At 63.8% G+C, this 15,761-nt stretch carries 9 protein-coding genes; 2 read left to right on the forward strand and 7 right to left on the reverse strand.

Annotated elements, in window-relative coordinates; translation table 11 throughout:
- Positions 1-275 precede the first annotated feature (275 nt).
- Both rpoB and rpoC read left to right on the forward strand, forming a co-directional pair.
- Positions 276-4,454, forward strand: coding sequence for a DNA-directed RNA polymerase subunit beta (gene rpoB / locus WJT74_RS07590; protein WP_343343345.1), 4,179 nt, complete (start codon positions 276-278; stop codon positions 4,452-4,454).
- A 20-nt stretch (positions 4,455-4,474) separates the two neighbouring features.
- Positions 4,475-8,821 (forward strand): DNA-directed RNA polymerase subunit beta', encoded by a 4,347-nt coding sequence (rpoC, locus tag WJT74_RS07595; RefSeq protein WP_343343347.1) that lies wholly within the window; start codon positions 4,475-4,477, stop codon positions 8,819-8,821.
- Positions 8,822-8,913: 92 nt separating this feature from the next.
- Here rpoC and WJT74_RS07600 read toward each other — a convergent pair whose 3' ends face one another.
- The 7 genes from WJT74_RS07600 to WJT74_RS07630 all read right to left on the reverse strand — a co-directional run bounded on the left by WJT74_RS07600 (position 8,914) and on the right by WJT74_RS07630 (position 15,582).
- The gene (locus tag WJT74_RS07600) at positions 8,914-9,057 is read right to left on the reverse strand and encodes a hypothetical protein (RefSeq protein ID WP_343343349.1); all 144 of its coding nucleotides are present in this window, start codon (positions 9,055-9,057) and stop codon (positions 8,914-8,916) included.
- Between the two features lie 136 nt (positions 9,058-9,193).
- Positions 9,194-9,334, reverse strand: a complete 141-nt coding sequence (locus WJT74_RS07605; RefSeq protein ID WP_343343351.1) for an entericidin A/B family lipoprotein — start codon at positions 9,332-9,334, stop codon at positions 9,194-9,196.
- Positions 9,335-9,408: 74 nt separating this feature from the next.
- Positions 9,409-10,203: a thymidylate synthase gene (locus WJT74_RS07610; protein WP_343343352.1), complete on the reverse strand. Its 795-nt coding sequence runs from the start codon at positions 10,201-10,203 to the stop codon at positions 9,409-9,411.
- Complete coding sequence (locus WJT74_RS07615; protein WP_343343354.1) at positions 10,203-10,895, reverse strand: class I SAM-dependent methyltransferase; 693 nt, start codon at positions 10,893-10,895, stop codon at positions 10,203-10,205. The genes WJT74_RS07610 and WJT74_RS07615 overlap by 1 nt, the downstream gene beginning before the upstream one ends.
- Positions 10,888-12,021, reverse strand: a complete 1,134-nt coding sequence (gene prfB / locus WJT74_RS07620) for a peptide chain release factor 2 (RefSeq protein ID WP_343343356.1) — start codon at positions 12,019-12,021, stop codon at positions 10,888-10,890. The genes WJT74_RS07615 and prfB overlap by 8 nt, the downstream gene beginning before the upstream one ends.
- A 35-nt stretch (positions 12,022-12,056) precedes the next feature.
- Entirely contained in the window at positions 12,057-14,636 is a 2,580-nt protein-coding gene (locus WJT74_RS07625; protein WP_343343358.1) for a penicillin-binding protein 1A, read from the reverse strand.
- A 58-nt stretch (positions 14,637-14,694) separates the two neighbouring features.
- On the reverse strand, positions 14,695-15,582 hold the full coding sequence (locus WJT74_RS07630) for an N-acetylmuramoyl-L-alanine amidase family protein (RefSeq protein ID WP_343343360.1): 888 nt from the start codon (positions 15,580-15,582) through the stop codon (positions 14,695-14,697).
- Positions 15,583-15,761 lie beyond the last annotated feature (179 nt).

The raw sequence follows: 15,761 nt of genomic DNA on the forward strand, positions 1-15,761 counted from the left end.
TAGGACCGTTCTGGCTACTCGATCTGCGGGTGCCCTGCGATCCAGGAACCGGTTTGTACCACTTGCAATCGGCGATGCGGACGTTAAATAGGAGCTATCCAACTTCATGTGGCTTCGCCGCAGCAGCCGCTGCGCCCGGGGCCCTCCTGCCTTTCCGGGCCACTTTCCAATTTGCGCATGGAAAGAACGAATGGAAAGGATTTCCAGGATCAAGCGCCGGACTTGAACAGTGGGCCCGCGAGGGATGACGCGCGCCCGTAAGCCCGAGGAACACCATGGCTACCCAATCGAAAGACGTGCCGACCACCCAGGGTCGCTCGCTGAAGTCGCGCCGAATTCGCAAGATTTTCGGTAACATTCACGAAGTATCGGAAATGCCGAACCTTATCGAGGTTCAGCGCGAATCCTACGAGGATTTCCTCCGTTCCGACAAGCAGCGCGACTATGTCTCGGGTCTCGAGAAAACGCTGCGCAGCGTCTTCCCGATCCAAGATTTCGCCGGCACGGCGCATCTCGATTTCGACGGCTATGAACTCGAAAAGCCCAAGTACGACACCGAAGAGTGCCGCCAGCGCGGGCTGACCTACGCTGCGCCGATGCGCGTCACCCTGCGCCTCACCTCGTTCGAGATCGATCCCGACACCGAAGCCAAGTCGGTCATCGATATCAAGGAACAGGATGTCTACATGGGCGACATGCCGCTCATGACCGAGAACGGCACCTTCATCATCAACGGCACCGAGCGCGTCATCGTCTCCCAGATGCACCGTTCGCCCGGCGTGCTGTTCGACCATGATCGCGGCAAGACCCATGCGTCCGGCAAGTATCTTTTCGCCGCGCGCGTCATTCCCTATCGCGGGTCGTGGCTCGATTTCGAATTCGACGCCAAGGACATCGTCAACGTCCGCATCGACCGCAAGCGCAAGCTTCCGGTCACGACGCTGCTCTATGCGCTGGGCCTCAACCACGAGGAAATCTTCGAGCATTTCTACGATCGCGTGACGTGGAAGCGCGGCAAGCAGGGTTGGGAATTGCCCTTCCGCAGCGAAGCGTGGCGCGGCCTCAAGCCGACCTACGATCTCGTCGATGCCAACACCGGTGAAGTCGTCTTCCCCGCCGGCGAGAAGATCACGCCGCGCAAGGCCAAGAAGGCCGAGAGCGACGGGCTGGAAACGCTTGTCATTCCGACCGAGGAAATCTTCGGCAAGTTCGCCGCCTACGACCTCGTCAACAGCAAGACCGGCGAGATCTACATCGAGGCGGGCGATGAGGTTTCGGAAGAAAACCTCGAGAAGCTCGACAAGGCAAAGATCAAGGAAATCGAACTCCTCGACATCGATTACGTCAACACCGGCCCCTGGATGCGCAACACGCTGCAGGCGGACAAGGCCGAGGATACGGATCAGGCGCTGGCCGACATCTATCGGGTCATGCGTCCGGGCGAACCGCCCACCCGCGAAACCGCGGACGCGCTGTTCTACGGCCTGTTCTTTGACCCCGAGCGCTACGACCTGTCGGCCGTCGGCCGCGTGAAGCTCAACATGCGTCTCGACCTCGATGCCGAGGATACGGTCACGACGCTGCGCCGCGAAGACATTCTCGCGGTCGTGAAGCAGCTCGTCGACCTCAAGGACGGCAAGGGCGAGATCGACGATATCGACAACCTCGCCAACCGCCGCGTTCGGTCGGTCGGCGAACTGCTGGAAAACCAGTATCGCGTCGGCCTTCTGCGCATGGAGCGCGCGGTCAAGGAGCGCATGAGCTCGGTCGACGTCTCGACCGTCATGCCCAACGATCTCATCAACGCGAAGCCTTCGGTGGCCGCGGTGCGCGAATTCTTCGGCTCCTCGCAGCTGTCGCAGTTCATGGATCAGACCAACCCGCTTTCCGAAGTCACGCACAAGCGTCGTGTCTCGGCGCTCGGGCCGGGCGGTCTGACGCGCGAGCGCGCGGGCTTCGAAGTTCGCGACGTTCACCCGACCCACTACGGCCGTATCTGCCCGATCGAGACGCCCGAAGGCCCGAACATCGGCCTCATCAACTCGCTCGCCAGCTTCAGCCGCGTGAACAAGTACGGCTTCATCGAGACGCCGTATCGCAAGGTCGTCGACAACAAGGTCACCGACGAGGTGGTCTATCTGTCCGCGATGGAAGAGCAGAAGCACACCATCGCACAGGCGAACGCCGACTTGAACGACGATGGCAGCTTCGTCGAGGAAATCGTCTCCAGCCGTCAGGCGGGCGAATTCCTGATGGCGCAGCGCGATCAGATCACGCTGATGGACGTCAGCCCCAAGCAGCTCGTGTCGGTCGCCGCCTCGCTTATCCCGTTCCTCGAGAACGATGACGCCAACCGCGCGCTGATGGGTTCGAACATGCAGCGTCAGGCCGTGCCGCTGGTCCAGGCCGACGCGCCGCTGGTCGGCACCGGCATGGAAGAAACCGTCGCGCGCGACAGTGGCGCCGCGATCGCGGCACGCCGTGCCGGCGTTATCGACCAGGTCGATGCTACGCGTATCGTCATCCGCGTCACCGACGACGTGAAGGCGGGCGAGAGCGGCGTCGATATCTACACGCTGCAGAAGTTCCAGCGGTCGAACCAGAACACCTGCATCAACCAGCGTCCGTTGGTGAAGGTGGGCGAGAAGATCGAGGCGGGCGAGATCATCGCCGACGGTCCCTCGACCCAGTTCGGCGAACTGGCGCTTGGCCGCAACGTGCTCGTCGCGTTCATGCCCTGGAACGGCTACAACTACGAGGATTCGATCCTCATCAGCGAACGCATCGTGAAGGACGACGTCTTTACCTCGATCCATATCGAGGAATTCGAAGTCGCCGCTCGCGATACCAAGCTGGGGCCGGAAGACATCACCCGCGACATTCCCAACGTCGGCGAGGAAGCACTCCGCAACCTCGACGAGGCGGGCATCGTCTACATCGGCGCCGAAGTGCACCCGGGCGACATCCTTTGCGGCAAGATCACGCCGAAGGGCGAAAGCCCGATGACGCCGGAAGAAAAGCTTCTCCGCGCCATCTTCGGTGAAAAGGCCAGCGACGTGCGCGACACCTCGCTGCGCCTGCCGCCGGGCGTTGCGGGCACCGTCGTCGACGTGCGCACCTTCAACCGCCACGGCATCGACATCGACGATCGTACCCGCGCCATCCAGGCCGAGGAGAAGGAGCGGCTGAAGAAGGACGCGCACGACGAGAAGACCATTCTCAACCGCGCGACCTACAACCGTCTTGCCGAACTGCTCGTCGGGCAGACGGCTACCGCGGTCCCCAAGGGCATCAAGAAGGGCGCCAAGCTCGATCCGCAGATGCTCGAGGGCGTCGAGCGCAAGCTGTGGTGGAAGATCGCCGTGAAGGACGATGCCGCCCAGGCCGATCTCGAAGCCATGAAGGGCCAGTATGACGAGGCGGTCGGTCGCATCGACGCCAAGCTCGACGACCGTGTCCAGAAGCTGGAAGCGGGCGACGAACTGCCGCCGGGCGTGCTCAAGATGGTCAAAGTCTTCGTCGCGGTGAAGCGCAAGCTGCAGCCGGGCGACAAGATGGCCGGCCGTCACGGCAACAAGGGTGTCATCAGCCGGATCCTTCCGGTCGAGGACATGCCGTTCCTCGAGGACGGGACCCACGCCGACATCGTGCTGAACCCGCTCGGCGTGCCGTCGCGGATGAACGTCGGGCAAATCTTCGAAACGCACCTCGGCTGGGCCGCTCGCGGCCTCGGCCAGCAGATCGGCAGCCTGCTCGAGGACATCCATGCCAAGGGCAAGGACATCGCCAAGAAGGACCTCGACGGCGTCAAGTCGCATCTGAAGGGCGTCTACGGCGAGAAGTATCACGCCGAGATCGACGGGCGCGACGAAGAGCGGACGATGGAGCTGGCACAGAACCTCGTCTACGGCGTCCCGATGGGCACCCCGGTCTTCGACGGTGCCCGCCAGGCCGATGTCGCCGACATGCTGGAGAAAGCCGGGCTCGACCGTTCGGGTCAGGTCACGCTGTATGACGGCCGCACCGGTGAAGCCTTCGACCGCAAGGTCACCGTCGGCTACATCTACATGCTCAAGCTGCACCACCTCGTGGACGACAAGATCCACGCGCGTTCGATCGGGCCGTACAGCCTCGTCACGCAGCAGCCGCTGGGCGGCAAGGCCCAGTTCGGCGGCCAGCGCTTCGGCGAAATGGAGGTCTGGGCACTCCAGGCCTACGGTGCCGCCTATACGCTGCAGGAAATGCTGACGGTGAAGTCGGACGACGTGGTCGGCCGCACCAAGGTCTACGAGGCGATCGTCAAGGGCGACGACACGTTCGAGGCCGGTATCCCCGAAAGCTTCAACGTGCTGGTCAAGGAAATGCGCTCGCTCGGCATGAGCGTCGATCTCAACTCCGTCGCGGACGGTGACGACGATGACGATGGCGACACCCCCGCCATCGCCGCCGAGTAAGCGAACAAGGAAAAGACAAGATGAACGAACTGACCAACTTCGCGAACCCGGCCGCCAAGCCGGAAACGTTCGACACCATCAAGATCGGCATTGCCTCGCCCGACCGCATCCGCTCGTGGAGCTTCGGCGAGATCAAGAAGCCCGAGACGATCAACTACCGCACGTTCAAGCCCGAGCGTGACGGCCTGTTCTGCGCGCGCATCTTCGGTCCGATCAAGGATTACGAATGCCTGTGCGGCAAGTACAAGCGCATGAAATACAAGGGCATCGTTTGCGAGAAGTGCGGCGTCGAGGTCACCGTCTCGAAGGTTCGCCGCGAGCGCATGGGCCATATCGAATTGGCCGCGCCGGTCGCTCACATCTGGTACCTGAAGTCGCTGCCCTCGCGCATCGGCCTCCTGATGGACATGCAGCTCAAGCAGCTCGAGCGCGTGCTGTATTTCGAGTCCTATGTCGTCATCGAACCGGGCCTGACGCCGCTGGAGAAGTTCCAGCTGCTGACCGAGGACGAACTGCTCGAAGCGCAGGACGAATATGGCGAGGACGCCTTCAGCGCCGGGATCGGTGCCGAGGCGGTCAAGCAAATGATGATGGACCTCGATCTCGAGCAGGAACTCGAGGATCTCAAGACCGAGCTGGCCGAGACCAAGTCGACGCTCAAGCCCAAGAAGATCATCAAGCGCATGAAGATCGTCGAGAGCTTCATCGAGAGCGGGAACCGCCCCGAATGGATGATCCTCGACGTCGTGCCGGTCATTCCGCCCGACCTTCGCCCGCTCGTTCCGCTGGACGGCGGCCGCTTCGCGACGTCCGATCTCAACGATCTCTATCGCCGCGTCATCAACCGCAACAACCGCCTGAAGCGCCTCATGGAGCTCCGCGCGCCCGACATCATCGTGCGGAACGAAAAGCGCATGCTGCAGGAATCGGTCGACGCCTTGTTCGACAACGGTCGCCGCGGTCGTACGATCACGGGTGCCAACAAGCGCCCGCTGAAGTCGCTGTCCGACATGCTCAAGGGCAAGCAGGGCCGCTTCCGTCAGAACCTGCTCGGCAAGCGCGTCGACTATTCGGGCCGTTCGGTCATCGTGACCGGGCCGGAACTCAAGCTGCACCAGTGCGGCCTGCCCAAGAAGATGGCGCTCGAGCTCTTCAAGCCGTTCATCTACTCGCGCCTCGACGCCAAGGGCCTCAGCATGACGCTGAAGCAGGCCAAGAAGTGGGTGGAAAAGGAGCGCAAGGAAGTCTGGGACATCCTCGACGAGGTGATCCGCGAACATCCCGTGCTCTTGAACCGCGCGCCGACGCTTCACCGTCTCGGCATCCAGGCGTTCGAACCGGTCTTGATCGAGGGCAAGGCGATCCAGCTTCACCCGCTGGTCTGTGCCGCCTTCAACGCCGACTTCGACGGTGACCAGATGGCCGTCCATGTCCCGCTGAGCCTCGAGGCGCAGCTGGAAGCGCGCGTGCTGATGATGTCGACCAACAACATCCTCTCGCCCGCCAACGGCAAGCCGATCATCGTGCCGTCGCAGGACATGATCCTCGGTCTCTACTACATCACGATGGAGAAAGAGGGCGAGCCCGGCGAAGGGTCGATCTTCACCGACATGACCGAAGTGCACCAGGCACTGAACGTCGGCGCGGTGACGCTCCACACCAAGATCACGGCGCGCATTCCGCAGACCAACGAAAAGGGCGAGACCGAGATGGTCCGCGTGGAAACCACGCCGGGCCGGATGCTGCTGGGCGAAAAACTGCCCGCCAGCCACAAGGTCCCGTTCGAGACCGTCAACCGCCTTCTCACCAAGAAGGAAATCGGCGACGTCATCGACACCGTCTATCGTCACACCGGTCAGAAGGCGACGGTCATCTTCGCCGACCAGATCATGACGCTGGGCTTCCAGAACGCTTTCAAGGCGGGGATCAGCTTCGGGATGGATGACATGATCATCCCCGACGCCAAGGAGAAGCTCGTCGACGACACGCGCGCGATGGTCGCCGATTACGAGCAGCAGTATCAGGACGGCCTGATCACCCAGCAGGAAAAGTACAACAAGGTCATCGATGCCTGGAGCCGTTGCGGCGACCAGGTCGCGAGCGCCATGATGGACGAAATCCAGGCGGTGAAGAAGAACGAGGACGGTCGTACCAGCGACGTCAACTCGATCTACATGATGGCCCATTCGGGCGCGCGTGGTAGCCCCGCGCAGATCAAGCAGCTCGCCGGGATGCGCGGACTGATGGCCAAGCCGTCGGGCGAGATCATCGAGACCCCGATCATCTCGAACTTCAAGGAAGGCCTGACCGTCCTCGAATATTTCAACTCGACCCACGGTGCCCGCAAGGGTCTCGCGGACACGGCGTTGAAGACCGCCAACTCGGGCTATCTCACGCGTCGTCTCGTCGACGTGTCGCAGGATTGCACGATCGTCGATCTCGACTGCAAGACCGACAACGTCCTTGAAATGCGCGCCATCGTGCAGGGCGGCAGCGTCATCGCGTCGCTGTCCGAACGCGTCCTTGGCCGCACCACGGGCGAAGACATCGTCGATTCCGAGACCGACAAGGTCGCGATCAAGTCCGGCACGCTCATCGACGAGGCGCTGGCGCGCCAGATCGAGGACCTGGGCGTGCAGGCGCTCAAGATCCGTTCGCCGCTGCTGTGCGAAAGCAAGCAGGGCGTCTGCGGCAAGTGCTACGGGCGCGATCTCGCTCGCGGTACGCCGGTGAACATCGGCGAAGCGGTCGGCGTCATTGCCGCCCAGTCGATCGGTGAGCCCGGCACCCAGCTGACGATGCGGACCTTCCACATCGGCGGCGCGGCGCAGCTCAACGAGCAGTCGAACCTCGAAGCGCCGGTCGACGGCAAGATCGAGTATCGCGACATGCCGACGATCGTCGATACGAAGGGCCGCACCCTGTCGCTGTCGCGCGGTGGCGAAATCGCCATCCTCGACATCGACGGGCGCGAACTGTCGACCCACAAGATTCCGTACGGCGCGACGCTGATCTACGACAACGGCCACACGGTCGAACGTGGAGACAAGCTCGCCGAATGGGATCCCTCGTTCAGCCCGGTCATCACCGAGCATGGCGGCAAGGTGAAGTACCAGGACATCATCGATCAGCGCACCCTCGAGGAGCAGACCGACGAAAGCACCGGCATTTCGCAGCGCGTCATCACCGAGGATCAGGGCAAGTCGAAGAAGGAGGATCTTCGTCCGCGTCTGACCATGACGGGCGACAAGGACGAAGAAGCGGGCGTCTACCGTCTCGTGACGGGCGCGATCATCGCGGTCGAGGACGGTGCGAGCGTCGAGGCCGGCACGGTCATCGCGCGTCTGCCGCGGGAAGCCGCCAAGACCCGCGACATCACCGGTGGTCTGCCGCGCGTCGCCGAACTGTTCGAGGCGCGCAAGCCCAAGGACAATTCGGTCATTGCCAAGATCTCGGGCAAGTTCACCTTCGTCCGCGACTATAAGGCGAAGCGCAAGGTCGCCATCGTTCCGGAGGAAGGGGATACGGTCGAGTATCTGATCCCCAAGACCAAGGTGATCGACGTCCAGGAAGGCGATTACGTCAAGAAGGGCGACAATCTCGTCGCCGGGTCGCCCGATCCGCACGACATCCTCGAGGTGATGGGCGTCGAAGCGCTGTCCGAATATCTCGTCAACGAGATCCAGGAAGTCTATCGACTTCAGGGCGTGAAGATCAACGACAAGCACATCGAGGTGATCGTTCGCCAGATGCTGCAGAAGGTCGAGATCACCGAGAGCGGCGACACTACGCTACTGGTTGGCGAACAGGTCGATCGCGACGAGATGGACGAAGCCAATGCCAAGCTGCCCCCGCGCAAGAAGAAGGCGCAGGGCAAGCCGATCCTTCTCGGAATCACCAAGGCGTCGCTGCAGACCCGCAGCTTCATCTCGGCGGCTTCGTTCCAGGAAACGACCCGCGTTCTCACCGAAGCCTCGGTGCAGGGCAAGGTCGACACGCTGAACGGGCTCAAGGAGAACGTCATCGTGGGTCGTCTCATCCCCGCCGGTACTGGCGCGGGCATGAACCGCGTCCGCATCGCCGCCAATTCGCGCGATGTGGCGCTGCGTGCTCAGCAGAAGAAGCTGGCCGACAGCATTGCTGCGGCGGCGGAAGCCGAGGAACTGCGGAAGGCCGAAGCGGCCGAGCGTGACGCCAATCCGGAGGTCGTTGCCGAGGCCACCGAGGATCCGCTCGCCGAGGTCACGCCTTCGGGCGACGGTTCGGACGCGGCCGCAGGCGATTACGCCGATGCCCCGACCGATGCCGACGCCGAAGCCGAAGCCGGTGCCGAAGCAGACGCCGACACGAGCGGCGAGGAAGAGTAAGGGCTTCAGTCCCGACTTCGCCGGCAAAATAGAAAAGGGCCCCGGAGAGACGATCTCCGGGGCCCTTTCTTCGTTCCGACTTGGCGGACGGACTAGCAATCCTGTCCGTTGATGACCTCTTCACCGCACTCGCCGGCCGACTTGATGTCCTCGCCCAGCCCCTGCACCGCGTTGCAGGCGGCCAGGGCCAGCGCGGCGACGGTAAGAGCCGAAAGTCTCGCGATCGTTCGTTTCATTGCTTCCTCGCTACTCGGTGAAACTTGTGATCGCGACGCTGCGGGGAACCGCCTTGCGCCAAGCTGAACCCGAAACGAAAAAGGCCTCGCCGCGAAGGCAAGCCCTTTCCGCTCCCGAACGAACGGGAAAGCGAGACTAGCAGTCGCGCCCGTCCAGCACGTCCTCGCCGCACTCGCCGGCCGAGGAAATATCTTCGCCGACACCCTTCACGGTGTTGCAGCCCGAAATCGCGAACGCACCGCCGAGAAGCGCGGCCAACATCATCTTGCGAAACATCACTCATTCTCCTTTTTGATGCGCGAAGAACGATACGGTGGCGTAATTGGTTTCCGCGGCGCGATAAAATGACGTCAGACCGCGACCGGCGCCTTGATGTGCGGATGCGGGTCGTAGCCTTCGAACGAGAAGTCGGCGGGCTCGTAATCGAACAGGCCCTGCCCACGGTCCTCGATCCGTAGCCGTGGCAGGTCGCGCGGTTCGCGCGTCAGCTGTTCGCGCGCCTGGTCGAGATGATTGGAGTAGAGATGCACGTCCCCCCCCGTCCACACGAAGTCGCCCACCTCCAGCCCGGTCTCGCGTGCCAGGATGTGCGTCAGCAGCGCGTAACTGGCGATGTTGAACGGGACACCGAGGAACAGGTCGGCGCTGCGTTGATAGAGCTGCAGGCTCAACTTCCCGTTCGCCACGTGCGTCTGGAACAGGCAATGGCACGGAGCCAGCGCCATCTGCGACAACTCCCCCGGGTTCCATGCGCTGACGATCTGGCGGCGGCTCGCCGGGTTCTGGCGGATCTGCTCGACCAGCCCCTCGATCTGGTCGATCGCACCGCCGACGGGTGTTTCCCAGCGTCGCCATTGCTTGCCATAGACAGGGCCGAGGTCGCCGTTCTCGTCGGCCCATTCGTCCCAGATGCTGACCTTGCGATCCTGCAGCCAGCGGACATTGGTGTCCCCGTTCAGGAACCACAGCAGCTCGACGATGATCGAACGAAGATGAAGTTTCTTGGTCGTCAGGAGCGGAAAGCCTGCGCCGAGGTCGAACCGCATCTGCGCTCCGAAAACACTCAGCGTCCCGACCCCCGTGCGGTCGTCCTGCTCGGCCCCGTCGTCGAGCACCCGTTGCATGAGATCGAGATATGCGCGCATCAGTTACACGGCTCGATCGAGCGAGGTTCGGGCAGGTCGCCGTCGATCCGGAAAGTCGCGAAATAGGCGTTGCCGCCTTCGAGCTGCGTCATGTCGACCCGTGACAGGCCGAGCGCTCCGAATTCGCAGTCGAGCAAGTCGGGCGGCATCCCGTGCCGCTTCACCGGACGGTCCGCGTCCACCACCACGATCAGCCCGTCGTCGTTCAGCGATTGGCGAAGGTTCCAGAGGAACTGATAGGGCTCGGTCACTTCGTGATACATGTGGACGAGGAAGATGCGGTCGAAACTCTTGCGCGGCAAGCGCGGATCGTCGCCCTCGCCCAATCCGACCAGCACGTTCGCTAGCCCCTCGCGCTGAACCCGCTGGGCTAGCGCGTCGCGCACCGAAGGCTGGATATCCTGCGCGACGACCCTTCCCGACGCTCCGACGCGCGGGCTCAGCCGGACGGTATAATATCCCTCGCCCGCACCGATGTCGGCGACGTTCATGCCTTCCTCGATGCCGGCCAGCTCCATGACCTGTTCCGCCTCGCCCATCCGGTCGCGTGCATCTTCGGTCGAAAAGCGATCCGACACGATCGAGGCGACGGGACGGTTCAGCGTCGGAAACCCGTCCTCGTCCACTCGCGGTCCGCGGTCGCAGGCGACGAGCGCGAGTAGCGGCAGCATCGCCGCGATCGCTCTAGGCATCGTCGTCATCCTCGACCTCGACCGTCTCGCCCGTGACGCGCTGCGACAGCGCTGCGGCCATGAACTTGTCGAGATCGCCGTCGAGAACGTCGCCCGGCGCGGTCGACACGACACCGGTACGAAGATCCTTCACCTGCTGATACGGCTGGAGAACGTAGCTGCGGATCTGATGCCCCCATCCGATGTCCGTCTTGGTCGCGTTGGCCGCGTTCGCCTCTTCCTCGCGGCGCTGCAACTCGGCTTCGTACAGGCGCGCCTTCAGCTGCTTCATCGCCTCGGCCTTGTTCTTGTGCTGCGAGCGCTGCGACTGCGATGCGACGACGATGTTGGTGGGGACGTGCGTGATCCGCACCGCGCTGTCGGTCGTATTGATATGCTGCCCGCCCGCACCCGACGCGCGATAGGTATCGATGCGCAGATCGCTTTCCACGATCTCGATGTCGATGTCGTCGTCGACCTCGGGATAGACCCAGACGCTGGAGAAACTCGTGTGGCGCCGCGCGCTGCTGTCGTAGGGACTGATGCGCACCAGCCGATGCACGCCGCTTTCCGTCTTGGCGTAGCCATAGGCATTCTCGCCCTTGAGAAGCAGCGTCGCGGACTTGATCCCCGCCTGTTCGCCGGCATGGTGATCGACCAGTTCGACCTTCATGCCGCGCCGCTCGGCCCAGCGGGTGTACATGCGCTGGAGCATCTCGGCCCAATCCTGACTCTCGGTCCCGCCAGCGCCCGCATTGACTTCGACATAGGCATTGTTGCCGTCGGCTTCGCCTGCGAGCAGCGCCTCGACCTTGTCCTTCTCGGCCCGCTCGGCAAGTTGTCCGAGAGAGGTCAGCGCCTCGCTCACCATGCCATCGTCGCCCTCGGCCTCCGCCATCTCGATCAGTTCGAGCGTGTCGCTGAGTTCGGTTTCGATCCGCCGCGTCGCGCCGATCGCGCCGTCGAGGCGCGTGCGCTCACGCATCAGCTCCTGCGCCTTTTTGGGGTCCGCCCACAGGTCAGGGTCCTCGGCGGCGGCGTTCAGTTCGTCGAGACGCTTCTGTGCCTTGTCCCAGTCGATGAATCGACGAAGGAGTTCGGTAGCGGCGTTGATCTGGTCGGCGTGGGCTTGCGCTTCGGCGCGCATGGGAAATTCCTGGAATGGGGTGCTGGGATGCAGCCCTAGTAAATCCCGCCCTCCCTTTGCAAGAAATCGCTCTCGTCGGGGGGCGGCGGTGCGGCGGGTTCGGGGGCCTGGCGAACGACCCGCGGACGGGGGGCGGGCGCCGGTGCTTCGTCTTCTTCCTGCTGCGGACGTCGCGCGCGGAACGAACGACGCGGCTCGGTCTGCGGCTGGAACGCTTCCCATATAACCGCGCTGTTCTTGACCTCTTCGGTCGGGAAGGCACCGTAGACGCGCTCGCCCGAACGACGATCAATACGAACCATACGGATGCCCTCGGGCGCAACGAACGGGGTCTTGGGCGCATCTGCGAGCGCCTTTTCCGCGAACATGCGGAATACCGGTCCGGCGATCGAACCGCCCTGCACCCAGCTTCCGCCCATTTCGCGGTTGTCGTCATAACCGATATAGGTTCCGGTCACGACGTCGGGGGTTCCGCCGACGAACCAGACGTTGGTCGGCCCGGTGGTGGTCCCGGTCTTGCCGAACAACGGGCGATCGAGACTTGCAAGGCTCTGCGCCGTCCCGCGAGTCACCACGCCTTCAAGGATATGCACCATCTGGTAGGCGGCCATCGGATCGACCAGCTGGCGCCCGCGCCGCGGCGGACGCGGCATCGGCCCGCCGTCCCAGTCGGCCGCGTTCAGGCCTTCCATCGCCTCACCGCGATTGTCCTCGCGATAGATCACTTCGCCTTCGCGGTTCTGGACATAGTCGATCAGGCTGGGACGAAGCTCGCGCCCGTGATTGGCCATGATCGAATAGGCATTGGTCAGGCCCAGGACCGTCACTTCGCTCGCACCGAGCGCGGTAGAGAGGAACGGTTCGGGCTCGCCGAGGCCGAGTTTCTTCGCGTTGGCGACGACCTTGCCGATGCCCGTGTCGCTGGCGACGCGGACGGTCATCAGGTTGCGCGACTGCTCGACCCCCCAGCGCATCGTCTTGGGCCCCGAATAACGGCCGTCGAAATTGCGGAAACACTTCTCGCCCAGGTTCGCGCCCTGCCAGACGCAGAACGGCCCGTCGACGATGGTCGAAGCGGGGGTGTAGCCGTTTTCCAGTGCGGTCAGGTAGACGATCGGCTTGAACGACGAACCAGGCTGGCGCTGCGCCTGCGTGGCACGGTTGAAGCTGGACCCGCTGACGTCGAACCCGCCCTGCATCGCCAGGACGCGGCCGGTGTCCACTTCCTGCGCGACGAAGGCGCCGCCGACCAACGGGATCGACCGCAGCGCGTACCGGTTGTTGCCCTCTTCCTTGACGGTGATGATCATGCCCGGCGCGAACTGGTCGAAGGCGATGCCGCCGCCGCCGCGCACCGGCATGTTGGCCTCTCCGCGCGAAATGGTGGCGGTCTCGCCGCCCACGAACCCGATCGTCGCGCTCGACCCGCCCTTCTCGAGCACCACGGCCTTTTTCCAGTCCCCGAACCCGGTGCCGACCTGCGCGATGCGCAACTGGCTTTCCCAGTCCTGGTCCATGTCCACCGTCAGCCCGAGGTCGCGCCAGCCGCGCGGCCCGTCGAACCGGGCCAGCGCTTCGCGCAACGCCTCGGCCGCGGCGTCCTGCATCACCGGTTTCATCGAGGTCCGCACCCACAGGCCGCCCGAATAGATTCCGTTCTCGCTGTCCTCGGCGTCCTCGCCGAACCGCTCCAGCAGGTCGCGGCGCACTTCCTCCAGGAAATAGCCGCCGCGTTCCACGAACGCCTGGCTGGATCCTTGTGGGATCGCGCTCAACTCGACCCCAGCGGCACGTGCACGCTCGCCCTCGGAGATATAGTCGTTCGCCGCCATCTGGTTGAGCACGTAATTGCGCCGCGCGGTCGCGCGTGCCTTGTGGCGAACGGGATGATAGTTGCTCGGGCCCTTGGGGATTGCGGCAAGGTAGGAAACCTCGTGCAGGTCCAGATCGGCGACGTCCTTGTCGAAATAGGCGCGGCTGGCCGCCTGCACGCCATAGGCGTTCCGCCCGAGAAAGATCTCGTTGAGATAGAGTGCGAGGATCTCTTCCTTGGTCAGCGTGTCTTCGATCCGAAAGGCGAGCACCGCCTCGCGAATCTTGCGCAGGATCGAATAATCGTCATCGCCCGACAGGTTTTTGGCGACTTGCTGGGTGATGGTGGACGACCCGCGCGATCGCCCGCCGCCCGTTACCGTCTTTACCGTGAATTCGCCGATCGCCGCTACCAGGCCCGGATAATCGATCCCGCCATGCTGGAAGAACGTCTTGTCCTCGGCCGAAATGAACGCCTCGACTACTTGGTCGGGATAATCGTCGTAGGACAGTTCGACGCGCCGCTGCCGGGCATAGGTGCCGATCGGCTCGCCGTCGTAACCGCGAACGATGGTCGGCAGATCGGGGCGATAGGCAAGGATTTCCTCACGGCTCATCGTATTGGCCGCCGCCACCACGAACAACGCGATCAGCACTGCAAATCCCGCGAACATCGCGATGACGGCCCATCGCACCCAGCGCTTCTCGCGCCACGGGTCCAGACGGCTGTGCACCGCATTGTTGAACGGCACGAGGTTCGGGAGCCGGTCGGCGAGCGCGGCAAAGTCGGGTTGGCGAAACATCGGCGACGTTCTAGCGCGCGCAGTTTGACCGCACAATGAACCGTTTGGTCGATATGGATCAGGACGAACGGCGGGCAAGGTCCGCTTCGATCGCCGAGGCCAGCGCCTCGGCCAGCGGTGCGCGGCCTTCCTTGCTGCGAAGGCGAGCCTCGTCCTCGCGGTTCGAAAGATAACCAGCCTCGACCAGAACGCCGGGCACCTGCCCGAAACGAAGCACGTAGAAATTGGCGAACTGGTGCGGCGTGGGACGCAGCGGCACGCCGCTCCCCTCCCCCGCCCGCCGCAGGATGGCGCGAGCGAAGGCCGCGCTCATCGCCATCTGGTCGCGTAGTGCCAGGTCGGTCAGCAGGAATTCGACCGGCGCGTTGGCATCGGACAGCACGCGGCCGACGCGCTCCGCCTCCGCGGCGGCAAGTTCGGCCGCCTCGGTCGTGGATGCGATGTCGGCCAGCGAATAGACGGTCACCCCCGTCGCCCCCGCATTGGGCGCAGCATCCATATGGATCGACAGGAACAGGTCGGGCGAAAGCCGCCGCGTCAGGTCGGCGCGCTGATCGAGGCTCAACGTCGTATCGCCCTCGCGGGTCAGCGCGCTGCGAACGCGCCCGCGTTCCTCCAGAATGGCCTGGACCTCGCGCGCCAGTGCCAGCGTCAGCGCTTTCTCGCTCGCCCCGCCCACGCCCTGCGCACCCCCGTCGCGCCCACCATGTCCCGGATCGATAAGCACGAGCGGCGCATCGGGCGAACGCGCCTCGTGGATCGTTATGTCGTCGAGCGGCACCTGCAAGTCGACGCGCAGACCCCCGCGCCGCGCTTCGCCGATGACGGCCGACGATGCTTCCGTCCGATCATCGCCCGGCGTCTCCGTCGCGGTGGACAGCCACCACAACAGCCCCGCCACGACGACGAGCGCAACGGCGAGAAGGAAAACGAAACGGCGCGGCATGAACGCGGGTTTAGCATGACGCGGAAAAGCATGGCGATGCTTATTGTCACTGTTTGGCATGGATGCTACGCCTCGGTTTCCTGCAACGGCTCCACACGGGCGCTGTTTCGGGAACGAGGAACGGCCATTCCGGCCCGACCCGAACCCAACGAGGTTGACGCTACATGAGCCCGACGACA

This window comes from Sphingomicrobium sp. XHP0239 (genome assembly GCF_039555325.1).
GTDB lineage: Bacteria > Pseudomonadota > Alphaproteobacteria > Sphingomonadales > Sphingomonadaceae > Sphingomicrobium > Sphingomicrobium maritimum.

Coding starts and splice junctions, on each gene's coding strand:
- WJT74_RS07615 (WP_343343354.1), bottom strand. CDS start 10,895: ATGCCTAGAGCGATCGCGGCGATGCTGCCGCTACTCGCGCTCGTCGCC.
- WJT74_RS07610 (WP_343343352.1), bottom strand. CDS start 10,203: ATGCGCGCATATCTCGATCTCATGCAACGGGTGCTCGACGACGGGGCC.
- WJT74_RS07600 (WP_343343349.1), bottom strand. CDS start 9,057: ATGAAACGAACGATCGCGAGACTTTCGGCTCTTACCGTCGCCGCGCTG.
- rpoB (WP_343343345.1), top strand. CDS start 276: ATGGCTACCCAATCGAAAGACGTGCCGACCACCCAGGGTCGCTCGCTG.
- WJT74_RS07630 (WP_343343360.1), bottom strand. CDS start 15,582: ATGCCGCGCCGTTTCGTTTTCCTTCTCGCCGTTGCGCTCGTCGTCGTG.
- prfB (WP_343343356.1), bottom strand. CDS start 12,021: ATGCGCGCCGAAGCGCAAGCCCACGCCGACCAGATCAACGCCGCTACC.
- rpoC (WP_343343347.1), top strand. CDS start 4,475: ATGAACGAACTGACCAACTTCGCGAACCCGGCCGCCAAGCCGGAAACG.
- WJT74_RS07625 (WP_343343358.1), bottom strand. CDS start 14,636: ATGTTTCGCCAACCCGACTTTGCCGCGCTCGCCGACCGGCTCCCGAAC.
- WJT74_RS07605 (WP_343343351.1), bottom strand. CDS start 9,334: ATGTTTCGCAAGATGATGTTGGCCGCGCTTCTCGGCGGTGCGTTCGCG.